Here is a 25,895-nt window from a genome sequence, read left to right on the forward strand (position 1 = left end):
CCCGGCTACGCCGGGCGGGCCGCGCCCGCCCAGGGCATGGAGTCGATCGGGGCCACGCGGACCGTCGAGCCGGGGCGGGGGGCGTGGATCATCTGGCCGTTGCCGACGTAGAGGCCGACGTGGGTGACCCCGGAATAGAAGAACACCAGGTCACCGGGGGCGAGCTGATCGCGGGAGACCCGGTGGCCCGCGTTGATCTGGGTGTAGGTGGTGCGGGGGAGTGAGACCCCCGCCGAGCGCCAGGCCGCCTGCGTCAGGCCCGAGCAGTCGAAGGAGCCCGGTCCCGTGGCGCCCCACACGTACGGCTTGCCGATCGCCCCGTACGCGAAGGCCACCGCGCGGGCGGCCCGGGAGCCGTCGCCGGGCGGGGCCGGGGTCGCGGCGTGCGGGCCCGCGGCAGTGGCGGCGGGGGCGGGCCCCGCGGCCTGGGCCTCGTACGCGGCGCGCTCCTCGGCCGTGAGCCGGGCCAGCAGCCGCTTGGCGGTGCTCAGCTTGCCCTCGATGACGGCCTTGGCCTCGGCGATCTCGCGCTCGCGGGTGCGGAGGTCGGCGAGCCGCCCGGCGGCCTTGTCGCGCAGCTGCCCGACCTCGTCGAGCCGGCGGCGTACGGCGGAGACCTCGGCGGCGTTGCGGTCCCCGGCCCGGGTGAGGAACGAGGCCCGGTCGAGGTAGTCCTGCGGATCGTCGGACATCGCCAGCTGTACCGCCGGTCCCAGGGCGCCGCTGCGGTACTGGGTCGCGGCCAGCGAGCCGAGGGCGCTGCGGGCGCTGTTGAGCTGGTCGGTCTTGCGGGCGGTCTCGTCGCGCAGGGCGTCCAGCGCGCGCTGCGCCTCGTCGGCCTTCTCCTTCGCCCCGTTGTACCGCTCGGTCGCGGCCTCGGCCTCCTCGTAGAGCCGGTCGACCTCCGCCTTGACCTGGGAGGGGGTCTGCTGCGGGTCGGCCTGCGAGGTGCCTTCGAACGCGGTGGCGGTGGCAGCGCCCGCGAGGGCGAGGGTGGCGGCGGTCCGTACGGTGCCGCCGGAGAGCGGGCGCTGCCTGGGCTTTCGGTGACTGGCCACGAGGGCCTCACGTCCTTCCTCGCTCGGGAGCTCGGTGCTTGGAGGAGGACGCTAGACCCGTAGGTAACGGGCAGATGACGGGATGATCGTAAGTGCTCTGATGCGACCGGATACGGCCGCGTGTGGCGGTTGTGGATCAGCGCCAGAGGACGGCGATGAAGATATTGATCACGGTCAGTCCGCCGACCGCGCCGAACAGCGCCTTCTCCACCCGCTCCTCGTCGCGCTTGACGTAGACCAGGGCGAGGATCACGAAGAGGACGGCGAGCTTCACGCCGATCTTGATGTTGTTGACGTGCCCGCCGTCCATCTCGCGGAAGCCGACCAGCAGCACGCCGGTGACCAGCATCGTCAGCGCGCCGTGCAGCATCGCGGGCACGAAGCGGGCGGTACCTGCGCCCATCGCCTTCATCTGGGTCAGGAAGCCGCCGAGGAGCGAGGCGATCCCGATGATGTGCAGGCCGACGAAGACGCTGATCAGTACGCTCATGGCCCCGAGCGTACGGGGCCGATTTTCCGGGGGCGGGGCCGGGTGTCGGTCCGGCCCCCTAAACTCGGAAGGCGATGAGCAGCCTCTTTGACGACAGTTTCCTGGCGGACCTCACCCCCTCCGACGAGGTCCCGCCGCCGCCCGAGGACCACGCCGCCCCGGAGCCGGGCGCCGACGACCTCTTCGGGGGCCGCTTCGACGTGCCCATGAGCGGCGACGCCTACTACCGGGACGGCTCCCCGAAGCCCGTCATCGACCCCGCGACCCTCCTGGACGGGCTGAACGAGCAGCAGCGCGCCGCCGTGGTCCACGCGGGCTCCCCCCTGCTCATCGTGGCCGGTGCGGGCTCCGGCAAGACCCGGGTACTGACCCACCGGATCGGCCACCTGCTGGCCGCGCGGAACGTCCACCCCGGCCAGATCCTGGCGATCACCTTCACCAACAAGGCCGCCGGCGAGATGAAGGAGCGCGTCGAAGGGCTGGTCGGCCCGCGGGCGAACGCCATGTGGGTCTCCACCTTCCACAGCGCGTGCGTGCGCATCCTGCGCCGCGAGTCGAAGCGGCTCGGCTTCACCTCCTCCTTCTCGATCTACGACGCGGCCGACTCCAAGCGCCTGATGGCGCTCGTCTGCCGCGACCTGGACCTGGACCCGAAGAAGTTCCCGCCCAAGTCCTTCAACGCCAAGATCTCCAACCTGAAGAACGAGCTGATCGACGAGGACGCCTTCGCCGCCCAGGCCGTCGACGGCTTCGAGAAGACCCTCGCCCAGGCGTACGCGATGTACCAGGGGCGGCTGCGCGAGGCCAACGCCCTCGACTTCGACGACATCATCATGACCACCGTCCACCTGCTCCAGGCGTTCCCGGACGTGGCCGAGCACTACCGGCGCCGCTTCCGGCACGTGCTGGTGGACGAGTACCAGGACACCAACCACGCTCAGTACACGCTCGTGCGCGAACTCGTGGGGACGGGCTACCCCGACCTGCCGCCCGCCGAGCTCTGCGTGGTCGGTGACGCCGACCAGTCGATCTACGCCTTCCGCGGCGCCACCATCCGCAACATCCTCCAGTTCGAGGAGGACTACAAGGACGCGACGACGATCCTGCTGGAGCAGAACTACCGTTCCACGCAGACGATCCTGTCCGCGGCCAACGCGGTCATCGAGCGCAATGAGAACCGCCGCGCGAAGAACCTGTGGACGCAGGCCGGGGCGGGCACCGTCATCACCGGCTACGTCGCCGACACCGAGCACGACGAGGCCCAGTTCGTCGCCGACGAGATCGACCGGCTGACGGACGCGGGCGAGGCCAAGGCGGGCGACGTCGCGATCTTCTACCGGACCAACGCGCAGTCGCGCGTGTTCGAGGAGATCTTCATCCGCGTCGGACTCCCGTACAAGGTCGTCGGCGGCGTCCGCTTCTACGAGCGCAAGGAGGTCCGCGACATCCTCGCCTACCTGCGCGTCCTCGCCAACCCCGAGGACAACGTCCCGCTGCGCCGCATCCTGAACGTGCCCAAGCGCGGCATCGGCGAGCGGGCGGAGGCGATGATCGACGCGCTCGCGCTGCGCGAGAAGATCACCTTCCCGCAGGCGCTGCGCCGCGTGGACGAGGCCTTCGGCATGGCCGCCCGCTCGACCAACGCGGTCAAGCGCTTCAACGTGCTGATGGAGGAGCTCCGTACCATCGTGGACTCCGGCGCCGGTCCGGCGGTGGTACTGGAAGCGGTCCTGGAGCGGACGGGCTACCTCGCCGAACTCCAGGCCTCGACCGACCCGCAGGACGAGACGCGGATCGAGAACCTCCAGGAACTCGCGGCGGTGGCACTCGAATTCGAGCAGGCCCGCGGAGAGGATACCGCGACACCAGCGGCTGCCGGCACGGGCGGCACGCTCGCCGAGTTCCTGGAGCAGGTCGCGCTCGTCGCCGACTCCGACCAGATCCCCGACGAGGACACCGAGGGCACGGGCGTCATCACGCTGATGACCCTGCACACCGCCAAGGGCCTCGAATTCCCGGTGGTCTTCCTCACCGGCATGGAGGACGGCGTCTTCCCGCACATGCGCGCCCTGGGGCAGACCAAGGAGCTGGAGGAGGAGCGCCGCCTCGCCTACGTCGGCATCACCCGCGCCCGGGAGCGGCTGTACCTGACGCGCTCCGCGATGCGCAGTGCGTGGGGCACCCCCTCGTACAACCCGCCGTCGCGGTTCCTGGAGGAGATCCCGGCCGAGTACCTGCAGTGGAAGCGCACCGGCGCGAAGCAGAAGCCGGCCGGACCGATGCGCGGTTCCGGCTCGGGCTACGGTTCGGGATCCGGCTACGGCGGGGGTTCCGGCGGGGGCAGGGCCTCCTTCGGCACCTCGCCCGAGGCGTTCCTGTCTTCCTCGCGTACGAAGTCGGGGCCCTCCGGATTCGCCACGCGCCGGGCCGCCGACAAGCCGGTCATCGCCCTGGCCGTCGGAGACCGGGTCACGCACGACCAGTTCGGGCTGGGCACGGTCATGGAGGTCAGGGGCGCCGGCGCGGACGCGCAGGCCACCATCGACTTCGGGGACGACAAGCCGAAGCGCCTGCTGCTGCGCTACGCGCCGGTGCAGAAGCTGTAACGGTCCTTCGGGCAAGGCCGTTGAGCGCATCGCCGAGGGGGAGCGGCTCGCGGCCTGGCTGCTCGTGCTGGAGGGCGGTGAACGGCCCGTCGTGGAGCGTGAGTTCCCCGCCGAGTTCCATCCGCTGGGCCGGGTGCACCACCAGGGCGGAGCCTGCTGCCGGGCTCGGGGCGCGCGACGGCGCCGGCCGGCACGCGGCGGTGGATGCGCTGCTGGTGCCGGCGGCGCGGGGCGACCTCGACGCCCCGCGAAGGCCCGGGTTCTTTCGACGGCCGGTGCGGGGCGGTTCTCTCAGGTCGGGTCCAGGCCGTGGCTGCGCAGCCAGGGCAGGGGGTCGATCGCGGACCCGCCGCCGGGCCGGACCTCGAAGTGGAGGTGCGGTCCGGTGGAGTTGCCGGAGTTGCCCGAGTAGGCGATGACATCGCCGGCCTTGACCTTGCCGGACCGGATCTTGGTGCTGCTGAGGTGGCAGTACCAGGTCTCGGTGCCGTCGGGCGAGGTCACTATGGCCATGTTGCCGTAGGCGCTGTTCCACTGGGTGCGCACGGTGCCGTCGGTGGCGGCCATGACGGGGGTTCCGTAACCGACCGGGAAGTCGATGCCGGTGTGCACGGACATCCACATGCCGCCGGCCTGGCCGAAGCTGGCGCTGAGGCCGTGCTGGGCGACGGGGATCGCGAACTTGGGGCGGGCCGCTTCCTTCGCGGCCTCCTCCTCCGCCTTCTTCTTGCGCTCCTCGTCCTGCCGCTGGCGCAGGTCGATGCGCTCCTGCGTGCGGCTCGCGCGGTCCGCGAAGTCACCGGCGTCGGCGCTGAGCGCGGCCAGCTGGGTGTCGAGCTTGCTGTTCGCCGCGACCGGCTTCACCGAGGCCGGGTCGGGGGCGGCCATCGTGGTGGTGTCCTCGGCGGGCTTCTCCGTGCCGGTGAGTCCGCCGACGGAGGCGGCCGCGACTCCGGCAACACCCATCACACAGGCGGACGGAACCGCGACGGTGAGGAGGGCGGAACGCTTCGCCGGGGTGCGGCGGCGGCTGCTGCCGACGGACCTGGCGCCGGATGCGGCTCCCGCCTTGGAGGCGGCCTTGGCGGAGCCCTTGGCGCCGGCGCGGCGCGAGGGGCGCGGGGCGGAGGGTGCGTCCGGCGCGGCGGGGGTGACGGGCATCGCCTGGGTCGGCAGGTCGTGCACGGGGGCCAAGTCCAGGTCCGGTTCAGGCTCCGCGTCGGGGGTCTCGTCGGCGAGGACCTCGAAGACGGCGGTCTCGCTGTACGCCTCGGCGGCCGCGTACGCGTACTCCGACGGGTACTCCGCCGTGTGCTCCGGCTGCTGTTCGTGCTGGTGCTGCTGGTACTGCGGCTGGTGCTGCTCGTCCTGGAACTCGCCCTGGAACTCGCCCTGGAACTCGCCTTGGTACTCGTAGGCGAAGGTCTGCGTCTGCTGCTCGTGCGCGACGGTGTTCCAGGCCGTGGCGTCGTACGCGCCCGTCTCGGTGCCGGTGGTGCCGTAGCCCGGCATCGCCCACTGCCCGGTCTGCTGCTCGTATCCGAAGGCGGTGGGCTGGTAGTCCGTGCTCGGTGTCTGCCAGCCGTGCCCGTCGGTCTGGGCGGGGATGCTCGACAGGTAGGTGTGGTCCTGCGGGTAACTCTCCTGCGGGGCCCAGGCCGTGGTGTCGTAGGCGCCGGTCTCGTAGGAGCCGTAGGAGGCGTAGTCGTACCCCTGAGTGCCCGCTCCGCCCTGCGTTTCATAGGAAACGTAGGCCGAGTCACCAGCGAAAGTGGTGGTGGAAAGGCCGTCGTACCCGGAATCGGGGTACAGGCCCGACGAGGGGCGGTCGTTCACCAACTTCTCTTTCGCCTCGGCAGTGGGGGCCTGGGTGGCCAGGGAACGTGAGGTTCCCTGGGGAGAGCAGTGGCGTGACTGTACCCGGCGGTTACTCGCAACGACAATCTTCGGAGGGTTTCCGGCTGAGCGGAACCGGGCATTCGGCCGTCTTTCGGTCGGCGAAAGGCAGAGCCTTGGCCTTGAGTTCGAAATCCGTTCGAGTGTGGGCCGGTCTTCGTCACGCGACGGAAGCGGCCCCGTCCGGTCGTCCGGCCCCGGTGGGAACCGGTCCGTCGAGGACCCGGCGGACCGCGGACGTCACCGCGGGATGCGCGGCCAGGGCCAGGTGTCCGATGCCGATGACCTGCACGTTCTCCACCTGGAGGTCCGGGTGCTCGATCCGCGCCGTCCCGGGCGGGTCCATCAGCTCGTCGAACTCGCTCCAGAAGGCAACGCACCGGGTCCGGCAGCCGGGCGCCGGTTCCCGCAACTCGGCCATCACCGCCGATTCCGGGCGCATCTGCCGGACCAGGGGGTGGGCGTTCATGAACGGGGCGACCCGCGTGCCGGAATGCGGGGTGCCGAGCGTGACGAGGGTGCGGACGCGCCGGTCGCCGCCGAGCCGCTGCACGTAGTACCGCCCGACCAGTCCGCCCAGGCTGTGCCCGACGAGATCCACCTCCTGGTGGCCGGTACGCGCGCACAGCTCCTCGACGTGCCGGGCGAGGTGGCGGGCGGTGACGCGCAGGTCGCGGGTGAACGGCGAGTAGTTGTACGTCTCCACGCGCCTGCGGCGACCCGCCGCGAGGGCGCGGCGCAGCAGGACGAAGACGGACCGGTTGTCGGTGAACCCGTGCAGCAGGAGCACGGGCGGCCGGCTGCCGGAGCCGGCGGTTCGGGTTGTTTCACGGCATGTGGAGCGCTTCTCCTGGTACACCCCGGTCGGGTAGAGCAGCAGGTGCCCGCCGAGCACGACCACTTCCAGTAATCCGGCGCGCAGTGCGGCACCGGACACGGGTATGCACAGCCCCATCGACGGCCTCCCCTGAGCCTCTTGGGACTGCAGCCTTCTGGCACTCGGGCCGCGCCACCGTGCCGTGCGGCTGTCGGTACGGTGGCGCGGCGACCCCGGTGCGGCTCTCCTGGCGGTGAATCAACGCCGTCCCACGTGTGATTTCCCCCTCGTGCTTGACCGTGAAACGGCGGTGTGCGCGATGCTGTACTTAACGTTCGTTCACTCGGGAGGCAGTGCGATGGGTGTGACCGGTCCGATCCGTGTGGTGGTGGCCAAGCCGGGTCTCGACGGCCACGACCGCGGCGCCAAGGTGATCGCGCGGGCGCTGCGGGACGCGGGCATGGAGGTCATCTACACCGGCCTCCACCAGACCCCCGAGCAGATCGTGGACACCGCCATCCAGGAGGACGCCGACGCGATCGGCCTGTCGATCCTCTCGGGAGCCCACAACACCCTGTTCGTCCGGGTGCTGGAGCTCCTCAAGGAGCGGGACGCGGAGGACATCAAGGTCTTCGGGGGCGGCATCATCCCGGAGGACGACATCGCCCCTCTGAAGGCGAAGGGCGTGGCCGAGATCTTCACCCCGGGCGCCACGACCACCTCGATCGTCGACTGGGTCCACGCCAACATCCGTCACCCCTGACGAGCACGGCCCGCTCCGACGCCGACGCGCCGCGCCGCGCCGGCCCCGCGCGTGGGCCGGCCGGGGCCGGCCCGGTCCGCTCCGGGCCGGCCGGTGCGGGAGGCGGCGGTCCGGGCCGGGCGGCGGTGCCGGGGCCGTCAGGCCGGCGGGGTGAGTTCCGCGAGCATCGACGCGCGGACTCCGAGGGTGGCCACCAGCCGCTCGAAGGCCTCCGCCCAGTAGGCCGCCGCGCCCGGCGAGGTGTCCGCGGCGCCCTGCGAAGAGGCGGTCAGCGACTCCAGCCGGTCCGCCTCGGCGGGGTCCAGGCAGCGCTCGGCCAGCCCCATCACCCCGCTGAAGCTCCACGGATAGCTGCCCGCCTCCCGCGCCGCGTCCAGTGCGTCGACCACGGCTCGCCCCAGCGCCCCCGCCCACGGCACCACGCACACGCCGAGCAGCTGGAACGCCTCCGACAGGCCGTGGGCCCGTATGAACTCGGCGACCCACGCGGCCCGTTCCCCCTCGGGCAGGACCGAGAGCAGCTTGGCCCGCTCCGCCAGCGACGCCGTGCCCGGGGCCGTCGCGGTCGGAGCGGCCGCCGAGCCGAGCAGGGCCTTGGACCACTCGGGGTCGCGCTGGCGCACCGCCGCCCGGCACCACGCCGCATGCAGCTCCTCCCTCCAGCCCTCGCCCTCGGCCACCGGCAGCGCGACGATCTGCTCGGGCCCGAGCCCCCCGAACCGCTCCCGCCAGCAGGACAGCGGCGCCGCCTCCACCAGCTGGCCCAGCCACCAGGCCCGCTCCCCGCGTCCGGCGGGCGGCCGCTCGACCACCCCGTCGCGCAGCATCCCGGCATCACACTCGGCCGGCGCGCTCACCCCCTCCGGCCCCACGCAGGCCAGCGCCCGCCGGGCCATCCGCCCGGCCAGCGCGGAGCCCGGCAGCGCCGACAGAAGCTCGGCGGCGGTCGCCCGGACATTGCGGCTCCGGTCACCCAGCGCCGCCTCCAGGAAGGGCTCGTCGCCCTCGGCGAGCCCCACCCGCAGGGAGTCCAGGAACATCAGCCGGTCCTCGGCCCGCTCGGTGGCCCAGGTGGTCGACAGCAGCCGTATCGCGGCCGCCGGCTCGTGCGCCCGTACCGCGCCGAGCAGGGCCACCCGCTCCGCGAACAAGCCCTCCTGCCACAGCCGTTCCACCGCGGCCCCGTCCGCGGGCGCGGGCAGCTCCCCGCTGCCGCCCGCCCCGCCGCGCAGCGCGAACCGCCAGTCCGGATTGAACCGGGCCAGCCACAGCCCGCGCGCCCCGGCCAGGGCCAGCGCCTGCGGACGCAGGTCCGTACGGGCCCGGGCCGCATCCAGCAGGGCGGGCACCAGCGCGGCCGGTGCGCGGTAGCCGTGCCGCGCGGCGGCGGCCAGCCACTGGGGCAGCAGCTCCGTCAGATCCGGGGCCGCTCCGCGCCGACCGCCGCCGCTGCCCGCGCCGCCCCGGCCGGCCAGCAGCTGCGCGAGCCGGCGCCGGGCAGCCTCCGGCGGAACCGGGCGGGGATCGTGCGGTGCGGGCTCCGGCCGCGGACCGGCCTCGGCCGGCCGCAGCCCGGCCCGGCGCCGCAGAGTGTGCACGGCGGCCGCGTCGAGCAGGGCCCGCGGGCTGCCCTGCCGTCGCTCGGTGCCCAGCAGCGCGGCGCCGACCAGCTCGTCCCAGTCCCCGTACTCCGTGTCCGCGGCGGTGGCGGTGGCGTTGGCGGTCATCGGTCCCTCCCTCTTCCCTGATGGTGTTCCGTGCTCCGGTCCCGCCCCCTCCGCGGGACCGGAGCGGTCCCTGGGCCCTTCCGCCCCGTTCGTCCTGCCCTTCAGCTGGCGTGGTTGTCGTCCACAGAAGCCCCCCGGCTCAGTCGTTTCGTGCACGACGACGCCCCCGCGCCGCCGTTCCCTGCGTATCCCCCTGTCGGCGGCGCCTCCGCGTCCCCGGTCAGACCAGGGCCACCGGCTCCGCCGTCTCCGGCTGCCAGGCCGTCAGCGGCGTGAAGCCGCGATGACCGCATTCGCCGAAGACCGTGACGGGCCTGCCGCCCGAGAGGGCGGCCAGCTGCCACAGCCCTGCGCGCGAGGCGCCCCCGGGCAGGTGTACGGGCAGCGCGGAGCCGCCCTCCGCATCCGCCAACTGCCAGCCCAGCTCTCCGGGTATCGGAATCACCGGACCCAGCACCACCGGCCAGGAGTCCAGCCACGGGTCCTCCCGCAGCGCCGCCCCGTACGCCTCCAGTGCCTCGGCCGTGCCGACCCCGGCAGGAGCCTGCGCGGCCGGGACAGCCGCCGCATGCCCGTCCCCGAGGTCGGCCCGCAGTCCCGCCGACCCGGGCCGGAAACGGGCCTCCGCCTCCAGCACCAGGCCCACGGGCAGCGCCAGGCCCGGTGGCCGCCCGGGCGGCCCGAAGTCCAGCACCAGGGCCGGGCGCCTGCTCCCCAGCCCGCGCAGCCATGTCCGGCGGGTGGTGAGCCGGCCGTCCGGCGCCACCGTGTCGTACTGGGACAGCACGAGCCAGCGGTCCCGTACGCCCTCCCCCTCCGCTGCGGCACCCGGCAGCCCCACCCTGCTGCGCACCGTCGCGGCGAGCGGCTGCGGCAACCCGGCCCTCCCCAGCCAGCCCCGGTTCAGCAGGTGCAGCAGCGCGCTCTCCTCCAGCATCCGGGCGGGCCAACCGGGACCGCAACTGGGTATCGTCCCCAACTCCCGGACCCTCGCGGCCAGTCCCGGCGCCTGGGCGTCGACCATCCGGGCGGCCGTCTCCTCCCAGGCCGCGTACCCGGTCTGCTCCTGGCCGGCGAGGCCCCCGCGCAGCAGGTCCACGAGCCGCTGCTCCAGCTCGGTGACGCCCGCGCCGATCCGGGCCGCCCGCCGCTCGGCGCGCCTGCGGGCCGCCTCCGGGTCCACCGGGCGGGCCGCCGCGGCGGCCGGGCGCGCCGCCTTCGCCGCCCGTTCCGCCAGCCACTCACCGGCCCAGTCCGGCGCTTCCCCGGGCTCGCCGAGTCCCTCGGCGGCCCAGAGCAGCAGCAGTCCCAGCGCGTGCTTGCACGGGAACTTCCGGCTCGGGCAGGAGCACTTGTACGCCGGACCCGCCAGGTCCACGACCGTCCGGTACGGCGCTTTGCCGCTGCCCTTGCACACACCCCACACCGCACCGGAAGCGGAACCTCCGGTCTGCGACCAAGGACCCGCCCCACCCAGCTTGCCCCCCGCCTTGCGTGACGCTTCGTCAGGAGCCAGAGCCAGTACCTGTTCCGCCGTCCAGCGGACCCCCTGCTCAGTCATGGGAACAACCGTAGAGACCCCCACTGACAATCGCCCTGACCTGCAACGACGTGATGAGCAGGGGGCGTTGTCAGTGCCGTGGTGCACCGTGGGAACAGCAGTCGGGAGCGGCTGCGGAGCATTGGAGGGGGACCATGAGCACGAACGGGATCGACACCGGAGCCGAGGCGCTGCGCCCGCACGCCGAGGAGGCCTTCGCGCACGAACTGAAAGCCCTGGCGGCCGCCGACGACCGGCCCCGCCCGGCCCGCTGGAAGCTCTCCCCGTGGGCCGTCGCCACCTACCTCCTGGGCGGCACCCTGGAGGACGGAAGCGTCATCACTCCCAAGTACGTGGGCCCGCGCCGCATCGTCGAGGTCGCCGTCACCACGCTCGCCACCGACCGCGCGCTGCTCCTCCTCGGCGTCCCCGGCACCGCCAAGACCTGGGTGTCCGAGCACCTCGCCGCAGCCGTCAGCGGGGACTCCACCCTCCTGGTCCAGGGCACCGCCGGCACCCCCGAGGAAGCGATCCGGTACGGGTGGAACTACGCCCGCCTCCTCGCCCACGGGCCGAGCCGCGAAGCCCTCGTACCCAGCCCGGTCATGCGGGCCATGGCCGACGGCATGACCGCCCGCGTCGAGGAGCTCACCCGCATCCCCGCCGACGTCCAGGACACCCTCATCACCGTCCTGTCCGAGAAGACGCTGCCGATACCGGAGCTCGGCGAGGAGGTGCAGGCCGTGCGCGGCTTCAACCTCATCGCCACCGCCAACGACCGCGACCGCGGGGTCAACGAGCTCTCCAGCGCCCTGCGCCGCCGCTTCAACACGGTCGTGCTGCCGCTGCCCGCCACCGCCGACGCCGAGGTCGACATCGTCGCCCGCCGCGTCGACCAGATGGGCCGCTCCCTCGAACTGCCCGCCGCACCGGAGGGGCTGGAGGAGATCCGCCGCGTCGTCACCGTCTTCCGCGAGCTGCGCGACGGAGTCACCGGCGACGGCCGGACGAAGGTGAAGACACCGAGCGGCACCCTGTCCACCGCCGAGGCGATCTCCGTCGTCACGGGCGGCCTCGCGCTGGCGGCCCACTTCGGCGACGGGGTCCTGCGCCCCTCCGACGTGGCCGCGGGGATCCTCGGCGCCGTGGTCCGCGACCCGGCCGCCGACAAGGTCGTCTGGCAGGAGTACCTGGAGACCGTGGTGCGCGAGCGGGACGGCTGGAAGGACTTCTACCGCGCCTGCCGGGAGGTGACGGTATGAGCCCGACGCGTCCGGGGCCGCTGCTGCTCGGGGTACGGCACCACGGGCCCGGCTCCGCCCGCGCGGTGCGGGCCGCCCTCGACGCGGCCCGGCCCGCGGCCGTGCTCGTCGAGGGCCCGCCCGAGGGCGACGCGCTGCTGGAGCTGGCCGCCGACCCCGGGATGCGGCCGCCCGTCGCCCTGCTCGCCCACGCCGCCGACGACCCGGCCAAGGCCGCCTTCTGGCCGCTGGCCGAGTTCTCGCCGGAGTGGGTCGCCATCCGCTGGGCGCAGGAGCAGGACGTGCCGGTGCGGTTCATCGACCTCCCGGCCGCGCACACGCTGGCCGGGCAGGAGGAGGCGGACGCGCCCGACTCCGTACGGCTGGACCCGCTGGGGGTGCTCGCGCAGACCGCCGGGTACGACGACCCCGAGCACTGGTGGGAGGACGTGGTCGAGCACCGGGGCGCCGGGGCGGCCGACCCGCTGGGCGCGTTCGAGGCGCTCGGGGAGGCCATGGGCGCCCTGCGCGAGGCGTACGGCGACGGCGGCCACACCCGCGACCTGGTGCGGGAGGCGTTCATGCGGCAGCGGATGCGGGCCGCCCGCCGCGAGTTCGGCGAGGACTACGCCGTGGTGTGCGGGGCCTGGCACGTCCCGGCGCTCCGCGCGAGGACCACGGTGGCCGCGGACAAGGCCCTGCTGACCGGGCTGCCCAGACTCAGGGTGGAGACCACCTGGGTCCCCTGGACCCACCGGCGCCTCGCCCGGGCCGGCGGGTACGGGGCGGGCATCACCTCGCCCGGTTGGTACGCCCACCTCTTCGCGGCCCGGGACCGGCCGGTGGAGCGCTGGCTGACCAAGGTCGCCGGTCTGCTCCGGGAGGAGGACCGGCAGGTCTCCTCGGCGCATGTCATCGAGGCGGTCCGGCTGGCCGAGACGCTGGCGGCCGTGCGCGGCCGGCCCCTGCCCGGGCTGGCGGAGACCCTGGAGGCCGTCCGGGCGGTGATGTGCGACGGCTCCGACGTACCGCTCGCGCTCGTCGAGGACCGGCTGGTCGTCGGCGACGTCCTCGGCGAGGTGCCCGACGCGGCCCCCGTCGTCCCGCTCCAGCGGGACCTGACCCGGCAGCAGCGCTCGCTGAGGTTGAAGGCCGAGGCGCAGGACCGCGAGCTGGAGCTCGACCTGCGCAAGGACACCGACGCGGCGAAGTCCCTGCTGCTGCACCGGCTGCGGCTGCTCGGCATCGAGTGGGGCACCCCGGCCGCCTCCCGCGGGAGCACCGGCACCTTCCGTGAGACCTGGCGGCTGCGCTGGGAACCGGAGCTGTCGGTACGGGTCGCCGAGGCGGGCATATGGGGGACCACCGTCCTCGCCGCGGCCACGGCCAAGGCCGAGGCGGAGGCGGCCGGGGCGGCGGAGCTGGGCGAGGTCACCACGCTGGCCGAGCAGTGCCTGCTGGCCGGACTGGCCGGCGCCCTGCCCGGCGTGCTGCGCGCCCTGGCCGACCTGGCCGCGCTGGACACCGACGCGGCCCGGCTCGCCAAGGCGCTGCCGGCCCTCGCCCGTTCCCTGCGCTACGGGGACGTCCGGGGGACCGACGCCTCCGCCCTGGGCACCGTGGCGACCGGCCTGGCCGACCGGATCTGCGTCGCGCTGCCCGCCGCGTGCGCCGCCGGCCTCGACGCCGACGGGGCGGCGGAGCTGTGCGGCCATGTGGATGGGGTGCACCGGGCGATCGGGCTGCTGGCGGACACCGGGACGGCGGACGGCCTGTGGGAGCGCTGGTCGGCGGTGCTCGGTGCGCTGGCCGGCCGGGACACCGTTCCCGGGCTGATCCGCGGCCGGGCCGCGCGGCTGCTGCTGGACGAGGGACGGCTGCCGGCCGAGGAGACGGCCCGTCTGATGGGCCTGGCCCTGTCCCCGGCCGCCGCGCCCCCGGATGCGGCGGGCTGGATCGAGGGCTTCACCGGCGGCGGAGCGGGCGGCGGCACCCTGCTGGTCCACGACGACCGGCTGCTGGGCCTGATCGACACCTGGCTGGTGTCGGTGCCGGAGCGCGCGTTCATCGACGTACTGCCGCTGCTGCGGCGGACCTTCGGGGCGTTCGAGCCGGGCGTGCGCCGCAGCCTGGGCGACCTGGTCCGCCGGGGCCCCGGAGCCGCCCCGGCCGCGGGCTCCGGCTCCGGGCAGGCCCCGGCGGGCTTCGCCCCGGAGCTGGACCCGGCGCGTGCCGACGCGGTGCTCGACGTGGTGCGGCTCCTGCTCGACGGGCCGGAGCGGATACCCGCGACCCCCGGCTGAGCCGGGGGTCGGGGACCAGCGACGCCGACGCACGCGCCGACGGCTCGGCCCACAGGCCCGGCACCCGGGCCCGGGCACGGCGAGCCCGGCACCCCGGGCCCTGCACACGGCCCGGCACACAGCAACGACGAACGACACGGACAGGGGGACGGACAGATGGTCGGCACGGGAATCCCGGCGGCGCCGAGCGAGGCCGCTGGGGCGGGTGGAAGCGACCGGCTGCGGCGGTGGCGGATGGTGCTCGGCGGCGGCGAGGCCGACGGGACCGGGCACGCGCTCAGCGGGCGGGACGCCGCCATGGACGCCGCACTGGGCGCGCTGTACGGGGGCGCGGGCGGCGGCAGCCGCTCCCGCAGGACGGCGGGGGAGCGCTCGGCGGGGCTCGGCGGATCCGCGCCCGGCGTGGCGCGCTGGCTCGGCGACATCCGTACGTACTTCCCCGGCTCCGTCGTCCAGGTGATGCAGCGCGACGCCATCGAGCGCCTCGGCCTGTCCGCGCTGCTGCTGGAGCCCGAGATGCTGGAAGCCGTCGAGCCGGACGTCCATCTCGTCGGCACCCTGCTCTCCCTCAACAAGGCCATGCCGGAGACGACCAGGGAGACGGCGCGCGCCGTGGTCCGCGCGGTGGTCGAACAGCTGGAGAGGAAACTGGCCTCCCGGACACGGGCCACCCTGACCGGCGCACTCGACCGCTGCGCCCGGATCAGCCGGCCCCGCCACCACGACATCGACTGGGACCGGACCATCCGGGCGAATCTGAAGAACTACCTGCCCGAGTACCGCACCGTGGTCCCCGAGCGGCTCATCGGGTACGGCCGTTCGGCCCAGTCGGTGAAGAAGGAGGTGATCCTCTGCATCGACCAGTCCGGTTCGATGGCCGCCTCCGTCGTCTACGCCTCGGTGTTCGGGGCGGTGCTCGCCTCCATGCGTGCGATCGCGACCCGCCTCGTCGTCTTCGACACGGCCGTCGTGGACCTGACGGATCAGCTCGACGATCCGGTGGACGTTCTCTTCGGAACCCAGCTCGGCGGCGGCACCGACATCAACCGCGCCCTCGCCTACTGCCAGTCGAAGATCACCCGGCCTGCCGACACCGTCGTGGTCCTGATCAGTGATCTGTACGAGGGCGGCATACGCAACGAGATGCTGAAGCGGGTCGCCGCGATGAAGGGCGCGGGTACCGAGTTCGTGACCCTGCTCGCCCTGTCCGACGAGGGCGCGCCCGCCTACGACCGCGAACACGCCGCGGCCCTCTCCGCACTGGGCGCCCCGGCGTTCGCCTGCACCCCCGACCTGTTCCCGGAGGTGATGGCCGCGGCCCTGGAGAAGCGCCCCCTCCCGGTCCCCTGAACGGCTTCCCGCAGCACTCGGCGCGGCCCCCTGCCCATCGGCAGATCACACGAAGTTCCAGTTCAACCGTGAGGTGTTCTGTGACAGGTATCACCGCTCAGGTGTGAGCTGCGATTTAGGGACCCACGGCCCGCGGGGATAACCTGCGGGACGGACATGCCGCGTCCACGGTCACCGTGTGCGCATCCCCTGTGACAGCGCCGTCACGTTGCCCTCCGCGGCACGCCCACGCAGATAGCAGACAACCGCGATCACTGCGAATCTTAAAAAAGACAAGGGACGGACGCGCGTGGACCTGTTCGAGTACCAGGCGAGGGACCTCTTCGCCAAGCACGGTGTACCGGTGCTGGCCGGTGAAGTCATCGACACGCCTGAGGCGGCTCGCGAGGCCACCGAGCGGCTGGGCGGCAAGTCGGTCGTCAAGGCGCAGGTGAAGGTCGGCGGCCGCGGCAAGGCCGGTGGCGTCAAGCTCGCCGCGACCCCGGACGAGGCCGTCGCCCGCGCGACGGACATCCTGGGCATGGACATCAAGGGCCACACGGTCCACAAGGTGATGATCGCGGAGACCGCTCCCGAGATCGTCGAGGAGTACTACGTCTCCTACCTGCTCGACCGCACCAACCGCACCTTCCTGGCCATGGCCTCGGTCGCGGGCGGCATGGACATCGAGCAGGTCGCCGAGGAGACCCCCGAGAAGCTCGCCAAGGTCCCGGTGAACGCCAACGAGGGCGTGACCATCGAGAAGGCCCGCGAGATCGTCGCCCAGGCGCAGTTCCCGGCCGAGGTCGCCGAGAAGGTCGCCGAGGTCCTCGTGACCCTGTGGAAGACCTTCATCGCCGAGGACGCGCTCCTCGTCGAGGTCAACCCGCTCGCGAAGGTCGCCTCCGGCGAGGTCATCGCGCTCGACGGCAAGGTCTCGCTCGACGAGAACGCCGAGTTCCGCCAGCCGGGCCACGAGGAGTTCGTGGACCACGCGGCCGCGAACCCGCTTGAGGCCGCCGCCAAGGCGAAGAACCTCAACTACGTCAAGCTCGACGGTGAGGTCGGCATCATCGGCAACGGCGCGGGTCTCGTCATGAGCACCCTCGACGTCGTCGCCTACGCCGGCGAGAACCACGGCGGCGTCAAGCCCGCCAACTTCCTGGACATCGGCGGTGGCGCCTCCGCCGCCGTCATGGCCAACGGTCTTGAGATCATCCTCGGTGACCCGGACGTCAAGTCCGTCTTCGTCAACGTCTTCGGTGGCATCACCGCGTGCGACGAGGTCGCCAACGGCATCGTCCAGGCGCTGGCGCTGCTGGAGGAGAAGGGCGAGGCGGTCACCAAGCCGCTCGTCGTCCGTCTCGACGGCAACAACGCCGAGCTGGGTCGCAAGATCCTCTCGGACGCCAACCACCCGCTGGTCCAGCGCGTGGACACCATGGACGGTGCGGCCGACAAGGCCGCCGAGCTCGCGGCTGCGAAGTAAGGGCAGAGGTCACAGACTCACATGGCTATCTTCCTCAACAAGGACAGCAAGGTCATCGTCCAGGGCATGACCGGTGCCACGGGCATGAAGCACACCAAGCTGATGCTGGCTGACGGCACCAACATCGTCGGTGGCGTGAACCCGCGCAAGGCCGGCACGTCCGTCGACTTCGACGGCACCGAGGTCCCGGTCTTCGGCTCGGTCGCCGAGGCGATGGAGAAGACGGGCGCCAACGTCTCCGTCCTCTTCGTCCCGCCGGCCTTCGCCAAGGCCGCCGTCGTCGAGGCCATCGACGCCGAGATCCCGCTGGCCGTCGTCATCACCGAGGGCATCGCGGTGCACGACTCCGCCGCCTTCTGGGCGTACGCGACCGCCAAGGGCAACAAGACCCGGATCATCGGCCCCAACTGCCCGGGTCTGATCACCCCCGGCCAGTCCAACGCCGGCATCATCCCGGGCGACATCACCAAGCCCGGCAAGATCGGTCTCGTGTCCAAGTCCGGCACGCTGACCTACCAGATGATGTACGAGCTCCGTGACATCGGCTTCACCTCCGCCGTCGGCATCGGTGGCGACCCGGTCATCGGCACCACGCACATCGACGCCCTGGAGGCCTTCGAGGCCGACCCGGAGACCGAGCTCATCGTCATGATCGGCGAGATCGGCGGCGACGCCGAGGAGCGTGCGGCGGACTTCATCGCGAAGAACGTCACCAAGCCGGTCGTCGGCTACGTCGCGGGCTTCACCGCCCCCGAGGGCAAGACCATGGGCCACGCCGGCGCCATCGTCTCCGGTTCTTCTGGCACCGCACAGGCCAAGAAGGAGGCCCTTGAGGCCGCCGGCGTGAAGGTCGGCAAGACGCCGACCGAGACCGCCAAGCTGGCGCGCGAGATCCTGAACGCCGCGCAGTAGTCGCCTGCCGCTGCGGTACTGCGGTACGGCGTAGGCGCCGTGCCGGCCGTGCACACGGGCGTGGCCCGCATCCCCTCGGGGGGTGCGGGCCACGCCCGTTTCGCGTACCTGCGCGCGGCCGCCTACTCCATCTCCGGGGCGAGACGGGCAGGGCCGGCGTCCGGATCGGCGCGCAGTTTGTCGTGGAGCTCCTTGTTCTGCTGGGTGAGCTGCTGGGGGCCGCTGAGCGGGGGCACCCCGGAGACGCTGACGCCCGGGGCGATCGGGGGCTCGTACTGGCGGGGCGCGGTCACGGTGGTGTACGCGGTCGCGACGGCGATCACCGTGGTCAGGCCGAAGACCGCCCGGCTCCAGCGGCGGGCCCGGTACTCGGCGGCCCTCCGTACGACGGCCGCGGGGCGCGGGACCAGCGGGGCCGGTGGCCGCACCGCGCCGAGCCGCTCGCGCAGCACCGCGGACCGCCTCTCGGGCGGGGCGGCGGCCAGGTCGGGGATCCGGTCGGCCAGCTCGGCGTGGGCGGTGAGGAGGCGGTAGCCGACGATGGGGGTGCTGCACTCGGTCTCGGCGGCGGTGTCCGGGAGGTCGAGGCCGACACCGTCGTAGAGCAGGACGGTACGCCGGTGGGTCGGCGGCAGCGCGAGCATCGCGTCCATCACGATCCGGTCGGCGGGGTCCGCCGGGGGCTCCTCGGGGTGCTTGTGGGAGCGGCGCAAGCGGTGCCAGGGGGAGAGGGCGTACTCGTACGCGACTGCGCGCACCCAGCCGACGGGGTCGGGATCGGTGGCCACCTCGGGCCAGCGCGCCCAGGCCTGCTCGAACGCCCGCTCCACGGTTTCCCGGGCCAGTTCGCGGCGGCCGGTGAGCAGGTAGAGCTGCCGCACGAGGGAGTACGCGGCCGCCTGGTGCAGCCGGTCGAACGCCCCGGCAGGCCCCCGCTCCACGGGCCCCGCGCCCGCCGCCTCGCCCTGCTCCCGCCCCGGGTCGCCGGTGTCCTGGGCGTCGCCCCCCTCCCCGACGACCCCGACCCCGACCCCTCCCCACACCCCGACCCCGAACACGACCTCGGCCGCAACCTTGGGATCGACCACCTCCCCGACCCCGCCGTCGGCTTCGGCCCCGACCCCCTGCCCGGCGTCGTCACCGACCTGGGCTTCGCACGCGGCCTCGGCCCCGTCGCCCGCACCGGCCCCGCGCCGGGCATCGTCCCCGGGCCCGGCCCCCTGCCCGGCCCGGGCCTCGGCGTCGCCACCGGCCCCGGCGTCCCCACCGGCCTCGGGCCCGGAGTCGGCACCCGCCCCGGGCGCGGCCGCGCCACCGGCACTGGCGCCGTGCCCGGCGCCGACGCCGGCTCCGGTCCGCCCGTCCACACCGGTCCCGGTCATAACCTCGGCCGAGGCGTCGGTGTCGCTCCCGTGCCGTGCCTGGGCCTGAGCCTCGGGCGGGGCGTCGCCACCGGCTTTGGCGCCGTGCCCGGCGTCGGCACCGGTCCCGGACACGGCCTTGGCTCCGCCGTCGGCATCGCTCCCGCGCCCGGCTCCGCGTGCGGCGTCGTCATTGCTCCCGGCCCCGTGCCCGGGCTGGGCTCCGGCCGCAGGCGCGGCCGCGACACCGGCGTCGGTACCGGCCTCGGTCCGGCCGTCGACACCGGTCTCGGACGCGCCCTCGGCCCCGGAGCCCGTACCGGTCCCGGGTCCGGCTCCGGCCCCGGCGTCGGCACCGGGCTCGCCCCCGTACCCGGGCTGGGCTTCAGCCTCGGGCGCGGGCGCGGCACCGCGCCCGCCCGCGGCACCCGCCCCCCGTGCGGCGTCGCCATCGGCCTCGGGCGCTGCCTCGGGCCCGGAGCCCGTATCGGTCCCGCGGCCGGCTGCTGGCCTGGCGTCGGCACCGGGCTCGGCCCCGTGCCCGGCCTGATCCTTGGCCGCGGGTGCGGCGTCGACACCGGCCTTGGCGCCGTGTACGGCGTCGGTACCCGCCTCAGGCTCGGCGTTGGCAGCGGTCCCGGACGCGGCCTTGGCCCTGGCGTCGGCACCCGGCCCGGCCCCGGGCCCGGGCTGGGCTCCGGCCTCGGGCGCGCCACTGGCGCCGGCTCCGTGCCCGCCCTCGGCGCTCGCTTCGCGCGCGGCGTCGCCCTCGGCCCCGGAGCCCGTATCGGTCCCGCGTCCGGCGTCGGGCCTGGCGGCGATGGCCTTGGGTGCGGGAGCGGGGGCGGTACCGGTGTCGGCGGGGACGCCCGCCGGGGACGTGGCACCGCCGGGGGTTTCCGCCTCGGGCCGGGGGTCGCCCCCGGAGTCGTCCCCCGCCTCGGCCACTGCCTGCGGAGGCCCGGACTCCACGCCGGCCTCGGCGTCGCCAGGGGGGTCGGTCTCTGCACCCGTATGGGGGAGCGTCCCGGCTTCGGCGTGCGGTGCGGCAAGGGGCTCGCCCCCGGCGTCGCCGGCCCGGGCCTTGGCGCCCGTACCGGTCATGCCCTCCGCAGGGGCTGCGGGGGGCGGGGTGGCAATCGGGGCCGGGGAGCGGGGAGTGGACGCGGCGTCAGCCCGGGTGGGGCGGCGCAGGGGGGAGAGGAAGGCGGCGTACGCGCGGCGCTGGCGGCCGCGGGGGGTCGTGCGGCCCGCTTCCCAGGAGCGGACCGTCGTGGCGGTCACCCCGACCGCCGCCGCCACCTCCGCACGCGTCAGGCCCGCCGCCTCGCGCAGTCTGCGGCGTTCCTTCGGCGAGGGGAGCCTCGGCTCCTCGACGCTCTGTGTCATGCCACGCTCCCCGCGACCTTCCGACCGTCCTGGGCGAAAAAATACATAAAACGTATATTGGGCGACACCACGGACATTCGCCTATTACCCGCCCATAGCGCGTGTCGTTGGCACCATGGCGGGGTGACCCAAGTGACCGAACACGGGACCCCGTTGCCCCCGGCCCCCCTGCCCACGGCCCCGACCCCGGCCCCGTCGGCCCCGGCCCCGCGCCCCGCCGCCCGGCGGCGCCGTTCGCCGGCGGCCGCCGCCTGTGTCCTCGGCGGTGCCGTTGCCGCCGGGCTGGGGCTCGGCTTCCTCGCCGTGCTCGTGATCGTGCTGTGGATCAGCTCCCCGTACCCCGACAGCGGCCCCGGCGGCGCCCTGCACCTCGCCGCCGGACTGTGGCTCCTCGCCCACGGCACCGAGCTGGTCCGCTACGAGACCCTGTCCGGGATGCCGGCCCCGGTCGGGGTGACCCCGCTGCTGCTCGTCGCGCTTCCCGCGCTGCTCATGCGGCGTGCCGCGCGGCTCGGCAGCGCCGCCGACGACGGGGACGAGGTCCTGCCCGGCAGTGCCATCTTCTCGGCGGTGACCTGCGGTTATCTGAGCGTCGGCTCGCTGGCCACCGTCTACGCGGCCGGCGGCCCGATGCCCGCCGACCCGCTCAGCGCAGCCTGGCACGTCCCGCTCGTCGCCGTCCTCGCGGCGGGCGCCGGCGTGTGGTCGGCCAAGGGGCGCCCGCTCGGGCCGCTGCCCCGCTGGGTGCCCGGGGCGCTGCGGCAGGCCGTTGCCCGGCCCCGCTACGCGCTGGCGCTCCGGGCGGGGACCGCCGGAGCCCTCGTGCTGCTGGGCGGCGGCGCGGTGCTCGTCGGGGCCTCGCTCGTCTGGCACGGCGCGGAGGCGCGGTCCTCCCTCATGACGCTGACCGGGGTGTGGTCGGGCCGGTTCGCCGTGCTGCTCCTCACGCTCGCGCTGCTGCCGAACGCCGCCGTCTGGGGCGCCGCCTACGCCCTCGGGCCCGGTTTCGCCCTCGGGACCGGCGTCACCGCCACCCCGCTCGGCCTGGCCCGTCCGCCGTCGCTGCCGCGGTTCCCGCTGCTGGCGGCGCTGCCGCCGGAGGGGCCCGGCACCCTGCTGACCTGTGCGACCGCGGGGCTGCCGGTGCTGGCGGGGCTGGCGGTGGGGTGGTTCGCGGTCCGCCGGGCGCGTGAAGTGACCTGCGGTGAAGCTGCCCTGACGGCGGCTCTGGGCGCCGTGGTGTGCGGGCTGCTGATGGCCGGCCTCGCCGCCGCCTCGGCCGGGCCGCTCGGCTCCCGGCAGCTGGCGAGCTTCGGGCCGGTGTGGTGGGCGGCCGGGGCGGCGGCCTTCGCGTGGACGCTGCTGCCCGCCGTACCGGTGGCGGCGGCGGTCCACTCCTGGCGCAACCGCCCGGCCCGAGGGGACGCCGCCGTGGAGGACGACTGGCACGACAGCGGCGTACGGGAGGTCCGCTGGGAGGCCCTGCGCCGCACGGCGGTGGCCCTGGTCCCCGAACTGCCCGGGGACACGGCCCCGGCCCCGGCCCCGGCTCCGGTGCCGGCCCCGGCCGCTCACCCGGGCCCGCCCGCCCGGGTGAAATCCCCGCGCCCGGTGACGGTGGTGACGGGGCTTCAGCTGGACCTGGCCGCGCTCAAGGCGGCGCCGGCCCTCCCGCCACCGGCTGCCTCCGCGCCGGCCGCCTCCGCGCCGGCCGCCCCTATGGCGCCGGCCGGGCCGCCGCCGCAGCCACCGGCCGGGGAGCCGCTCGTACCGCCCGTCGCGGGCGCGCGCGTCCTGGCCCGCCGCAGGCCCCCGGCCTGAGCCGACGCACCGGCAGGTCCGGGCCGGATCCTAGGTCCGGACCTTGAGGTACGTGCCGAGCAGGTTGTCCGGCAGCAGCCTGTTGCACTGCAGTTCCGCCGTCTGCGTGAGGGCGTCCTCGCGGCAGACGTAGAAGTCCTTGTACGCGAGCTGCACGGCGTACGAGCTCAGCGCCAGCAGGATCGCCAGCGAGGCCGTGACCAGGCCGCTGATCGCAGCGGTCCGCTGGGGCCGGGCGGCGGGCCCCAGGGCGGCGAGCCCGCCCCGGGCGGCCGCCCCGTCCGAGCCCGGCTCCGCCGGGGCCACGGGCCTGCCGCGCAGTCCGCTGATGCCCCAGTACAACGCGAGCGCACCGAGCAGCAGCCCCACCGAGGGGATGTCGAAGAGCCCGAAGAAGAAGCCCCACATGCCGGCCAGCAGTGCGTACCGGGCGTGGCGCTGGATCGGGTCCGTCGGGTCCCAGCGCACCGGCCCCTCGGGGCCCGTGCCGGGCTCCCCGGCCGGGCCGCCGCCGTCACCGCCGCCGCGCGGCTGCCACGGCTGGTCGGGCCGGCCTTCCGGGGGAGCCGCGAAGGGGTTGTCGTCGGTGGAGGAGTCGGGCTGACGGCGGTCCGGCATCGAGTGCGTTACTTCCCCTGTGTCATGGACACCCGTGGTGGGCGTCGAGTGCGGCGCGGGCGTGTACGGCATGCATGCCGCACGCTACCCCTCGGCCGTCCCCCCGTCCCTCGGGGGCTGTCCGGTGTGCCGGTATCGTTGCAGGCGGTCGGTGGCTTCGTATGGTCCCCCGTATACCGGGGCCCCGAAGTTTCGTATGACCACACAAGACGAACGACGTGTTCCCGCGAGAAAGGGCCTCCCATGGCCGCCTCCCGCCTGGTCGTGCTGGTCTCCGGCTCCGGCACCAACCTCCAGGCCCTGCTCGACGCCATCGACGCCCACCCCGGGGGGCCCGAGGGCTTCGGGGCCGAAGTCGTCGCCGTGGGGGCCGACCGCGAGAACATCGTCGGCCTGGAGCGGGCCGAGAAGGCCGGGATCCCCACTTTCGTGTGCCCGGTCAAGGCGTACGCGAGCCGCGAGGAGTGGGACGTCGCCCTCACCGAGGCGACCGCCGCCCACGCACCGGACCTCGTGGTGTCCGCCGGGTTCATGAAGATCGTGGGCAAGGAGTTCCTCGACCGCTTCGGCGGCCGGTTCGTCAACACCCACCCCGCCCTCCTCCCGGCCTTCCCGGGCGCCCACGGCGTACGGGACGCCCTCGCCTACGGCGCGAAGGTCACCGGCTGCACCGTCCACTTCGTGGACTCCGGCGTGGACACCGGTCCGATCATCGCCCAGGGTGTGGTCGAGGTCCGGGACGAGGACGACGAAGCCGCTCTCCATGAGCGCATCAAGGAAGTCGAGCGCCAGCTGCTCGTCGATGTCGTGGGGCGCCTGGCCCGGCACGGCTACCGCATTGAGGGACGAAAGGTAACGATCCAGTGACCGCCGTAGAGAGCAGCACCACCTCGTCGAAGCGACCGATCCGGCGCGCGCTCGTCAGTGTCTACGACAAGACGGGACTGGAGGAGCTGGCCCGCGGCCTGCACGAGGCGGGCGTCACGCTCGTCTCCACCGGCTCCACCGCCTCGCGGATCGCCGGGGCCGGCGTGCCCGTCACCAAGGTCGAGGAGCTCACCGGTTTCCCCGAGTGCCTGGACGGCCGGGTCAAGACCCTGCACCCGCGCGTGCACGCCGGCATCCTCGCCGACCTGCGCCTGGAGGACCACCAGCGCCAGCTCGCCGAGCTGGGCGTCGAGCCCTTCGACCTGGTCGTCGTCAACCTGTACCCGTTCCGGGAGACCGTCGCCTCCGGCGCCACCCCCGACGAGTGCGTGGAGCAGATCGACATCGGCGGCCCGTCCATGGTCCGCGCCGCCGCCAAGAACCACCCGTCCGTGGCCGTCGTGACCAGCCCCGACCGCTACTCCGACGTCCTCGCCGCGGTCCAGGGCGGCGGCTTCGACCTCCCCGCGCGCAAGCGGCTGGCGGCCGAGGCCTTCCAGCACACCGCCGCCTACGACGTCGCCGTGGCCTCCTGGTTCACGAATGCGTACGCCCCGGAGCCGGAGGCCGTGCTGCCCGAGTTCCTGGCCGGTGCGTGGGAGCGCAAGTCCACCCTCCGTTACGGCGAGAACCCGCACCAGGCCGCCGCCCTCTACACCGACGGGCAGCCGGGCGGGCTCGCCAACGCCGAGCAGCTGCACGGCAAGGAGATGTCCTTCAACAACTACGTGGACACCGAGGCCGCGCGCCGCGCCGCCTACGACCACGACGAGCCCTGTGTCGCGATCATCAAGCACGCCAACCCGTGCGGCATCGCCGTCGGCGCGGACGTGGCCGAGGCGCACCGCAAGGCCCACGCCTGCGACCCGCTCTCCGCGTTCGGCGGCGTCATCGCCGTCAACCGCCCCGTGACGGTCGAGCTGGCCGAGCAGGTCGCGGAGATCTTCACCGAGGTCATCGCGGCGCCCTCGTACGAGGACGGGGCCGTCGAGGTCCTCGCCAAGAAGAAGAACATCCGCGTCCTGAAGGTGGACGGCCACCCGCACCAGCCGGGCGACCTCAAGCCGATCTCGGGCGGCGTGCTGCTCCAGCAGTCCGACACGTTCGGACCGGAAGGGGCCCAGGCGGAGGGCGACGACCCGCAGAACTGGACCCTCGCCACCGGCGAAGCCCTCTCCGCGCAGGAGCTCGCCGAGCTCGCCTTCGCGTGGAAGGCCTGCCGCGCGGTCAAGTCCAACGCCATCCTGCTCGCCAAGGACGGCGCCTCGGTCGGCGTCGGCATGGGCCAGGTCAACCGGGTGGACTCGGCGAAGCTCGCCGTCGAGCGGGCGGGCGCCGAGCGCGCGCAGGGCTCGTACGCCGCCTCCGACGCCTTCTTCCCGTTCCCCGACGGGCTGGAGATCCTGACCGCCGCGGGCATCAAGGCCGTGGTCCAGCCGGGCGGTTCGGTCCGTGACGAGCAGGTCGTCGAGGCCGCGAAGGCGGCGGGCGTGACCATGTACTTCACCGGGACCCGGCACTTCTTCCACTGAGCCGGCACCCCGAGTACGGCGAAGGCCGCCATCCGCAGCAGTGCGGGTGGCGGCCTTCGCCGTGTACGCCGTGAGG

General features: G+C 74.0%; 17 protein-coding genes and 1 pseudogene. 10 read left to right on the plus strand and 8 right to left on the minus strand.

The genetic code is table 11. From position 1 onward, the window contains the following. Nucleotides 1-5: 5 nt before the first annotated feature. Nucleotides 6-1,058 (minus strand): NlpC/P60 family protein, encoded by a 1,053-nt coding sequence (locus tag ABZ128_RS00195; RefSeq protein ID WP_356845067.1) that lies wholly within the window; start codon nt 1,056-1,058, stop codon nt 6-8. A gap of 136 nt (nt 1,059-1,194) precedes the next feature. After that, on the minus strand, nt 1,195-1,548 hold the full coding sequence (locus tag ABZ128_RS00200) for a hypothetical protein (RefSeq protein ID WP_356845068.1): 354 nt from the start codon (nt 1,546-1,548) through the stop codon (nt 1,195-1,197). 74 nt (nt 1,549-1,622) lie between these two features. Here ABZ128_RS00200 and pcrA point away from each other — a divergent pair, with 74 nt between their 5' ends. Continuing rightward, the gene (gene pcrA / locus ABZ128_RS00205; RefSeq protein ID WP_356845069.1) at nt 1,623-4,154 is read left to right on the plus strand and encodes a DNA helicase PcrA; all 2,532 of its coding nucleotides are present in this window, start codon (nt 1,623-1,625) and stop codon (nt 4,152-4,154) included. A gap of 291 nt (nt 4,155-4,445) precedes the next feature. Here pcrA and ABZ128_RS00210 read toward each other — a convergent pair whose 3' ends face one another. Continuing rightward, the gene (locus ABZ128_RS00210; protein WP_356845071.1) at nt 4,446-5,990 is read right to left on the minus strand and encodes a M23 family metallopeptidase; all 1,545 of its coding nucleotides are present in this window, start codon (nt 5,988-5,990) and stop codon (nt 4,446-4,448) included. A 220-nt stretch (nt 5,991-6,210) separates the two neighbouring features. Next, nucleotides 6,211-7,005, minus strand: coding sequence for an alpha/beta fold hydrolase (locus tag ABZ128_RS00215; RefSeq protein ID WP_356845072.1), 795 nt, complete (start codon nt 7,003-7,005; stop codon nt 6,211-6,213). A gap of 220 nt (nt 7,006-7,225) precedes the next feature. On the opposite strand from ABZ128_RS00215, the gene ABZ128_RS00220 reads away from it, so the two are divergent. Continuing rightward, nucleotides 7,226-7,630 (plus strand): cobalamin B12-binding domain-containing protein, encoded by a 405-nt coding sequence (locus ABZ128_RS00220; protein ID WP_356845073.1) that lies wholly within the window; start codon nt 7,226-7,228, stop codon nt 7,628-7,630. Nucleotides 7,631-7,767: 137 nt separating this feature from the next. On the opposite strand, the gene ABZ128_RS00225 is transcribed toward ABZ128_RS00220, so the two are convergent. Together ABZ128_RS00225 and ABZ128_RS00230 are read right to left on the minus strand one after the other, a co-directional pair. Then, on the minus strand, nt 7,768-9,357 hold the full coding sequence (locus ABZ128_RS00225; protein WP_356845075.1) for a DUF5691 domain-containing protein: 1,590 nt from the start codon (nt 9,355-9,357) through the stop codon (nt 7,768-7,770). A 220-nt stretch (nt 9,358-9,577) separates the two neighbouring features. Next, entirely contained in the window at nt 9,578-10,918 is a 1,341-nt protein-coding gene (locus tag ABZ128_RS00230) for an SWIM zinc finger family protein (RefSeq protein WP_356845077.1), read from the minus strand. A gap of 134 nt (nt 10,919-11,052) precedes the next feature. On the opposite strand from ABZ128_RS00230, the gene ABZ128_RS00235 reads away from it, so the two are divergent. The 5 genes from ABZ128_RS00235 to sucD all read left to right on the plus strand — a co-directional run bounded on the left by ABZ128_RS00235 (nt 11,053) and on the right by sucD (nt 18,171). Beyond that, complete coding sequence (locus ABZ128_RS00235; RefSeq protein ID WP_356845078.1) at nt 11,053-12,159, plus strand: AAA family ATPase; 1,107 nt, start codon at nt 11,053-11,055, stop codon at nt 12,157-12,159. Continuing rightward, complete coding sequence (locus ABZ128_RS00240; RefSeq protein ID WP_356845079.1) at nt 12,156-14,441, plus strand: DUF5682 family protein; 2,286 nt, start codon at nt 12,156-12,158, stop codon at nt 14,439-14,441. Before ABZ128_RS00235 ends, ABZ128_RS00240 begins: the two co-directional genes overlap by 4 nt. Before the next feature lie 156 nt (nt 14,442-14,597). Then, nucleotides 14,598-15,791, plus strand: a complete 1,194-nt coding sequence (locus tag ABZ128_RS00245) for a VWA domain-containing protein (protein WP_356845081.1) — start codon at nt 14,598-14,600, stop codon at nt 15,789-15,791. Nucleotides 15,792-16,080: 289 nt separating this feature from the next. Beyond that, entirely contained in the window at nt 16,081-17,259 is a 1,179-nt protein-coding gene (sucC, locus tag ABZ128_RS00250; RefSeq protein WP_356845083.1) for an ADP-forming succinate--CoA ligase subunit beta, read from the plus strand. Nucleotides 17,260-17,280: 21 nt separating this feature from the next. Beyond that, nucleotides 17,281-18,171, plus strand: coding sequence for a succinate--CoA ligase subunit alpha (gene sucD, locus ABZ128_RS00255; RefSeq protein WP_054227728.1), 891 nt, complete (start codon nt 17,281-17,283; stop codon nt 18,169-18,171). Between the two features lie 2,555 nt (nt 18,172-20,726). Here sucD and ABZ128_RS00260 read toward each other — a convergent pair. Continuing rightward, nucleotides 20,727-20,921, minus strand: a pseudogene (locus ABZ128_RS00260) (helix-turn-helix transcriptional regulator); the annotation flags it as partial. Between the two features lie 123 nt (nt 20,922-21,044). Here ABZ128_RS00260 and ABZ128_RS00265 point away from each other — a divergent pair. After that, complete coding sequence (locus ABZ128_RS00265) at nt 21,045-22,742, plus strand: DUF6350 family protein (protein WP_356845085.1); 1,698 nt, start codon at nt 21,045-21,047, stop codon at nt 22,740-22,742. Between the two features lie 30 nt (nt 22,743-22,772). Here the strand turns inward: ABZ128_RS00265 and ABZ128_RS00270 are convergent, their stop codons facing one another. Further along, the gene (locus tag ABZ128_RS00270) at nt 22,773-23,360 is read right to left on the minus strand and encodes a hypothetical protein (RefSeq protein WP_356845087.1); all 588 of its coding nucleotides are present in this window, start codon (nt 23,358-23,360) and stop codon (nt 22,773-22,775) included. Nucleotides 23,361-23,603: 243 nt separating this feature from the next. On the opposite strand from ABZ128_RS00270, the gene purN reads away from it, so the two are divergent. Further along, nucleotides 23,604-24,227, plus strand: a complete 624-nt coding sequence (gene purN / locus ABZ128_RS00275) for a phosphoribosylglycinamide formyltransferase (protein ID WP_356845089.1) — start codon at nt 23,604-23,606, stop codon at nt 24,225-24,227. After that, the gene (gene purH / locus ABZ128_RS00280; protein ID WP_356845091.1) at nt 24,224-25,819 is read left to right on the plus strand and encodes a bifunctional phosphoribosylaminoimidazolecarboxamide formyltransferase/IMP cyclohydrolase; all 1,596 of its coding nucleotides are present in this window, start codon (nt 24,224-24,226) and stop codon (nt 25,817-25,819) included. Before purN ends, purH begins: the two co-directional genes overlap by 4 nt. Nucleotides 25,820-25,895 lie beyond the last annotated feature (76 nt).

It is taken from the genome of Streptomyces sp. NPDC006326 (assembly GCF_040612915.1).
Lineage (GTDB): Bacteria > Actinomycetota > Actinomycetes > Streptomycetales > Streptomycetaceae > Streptomyces.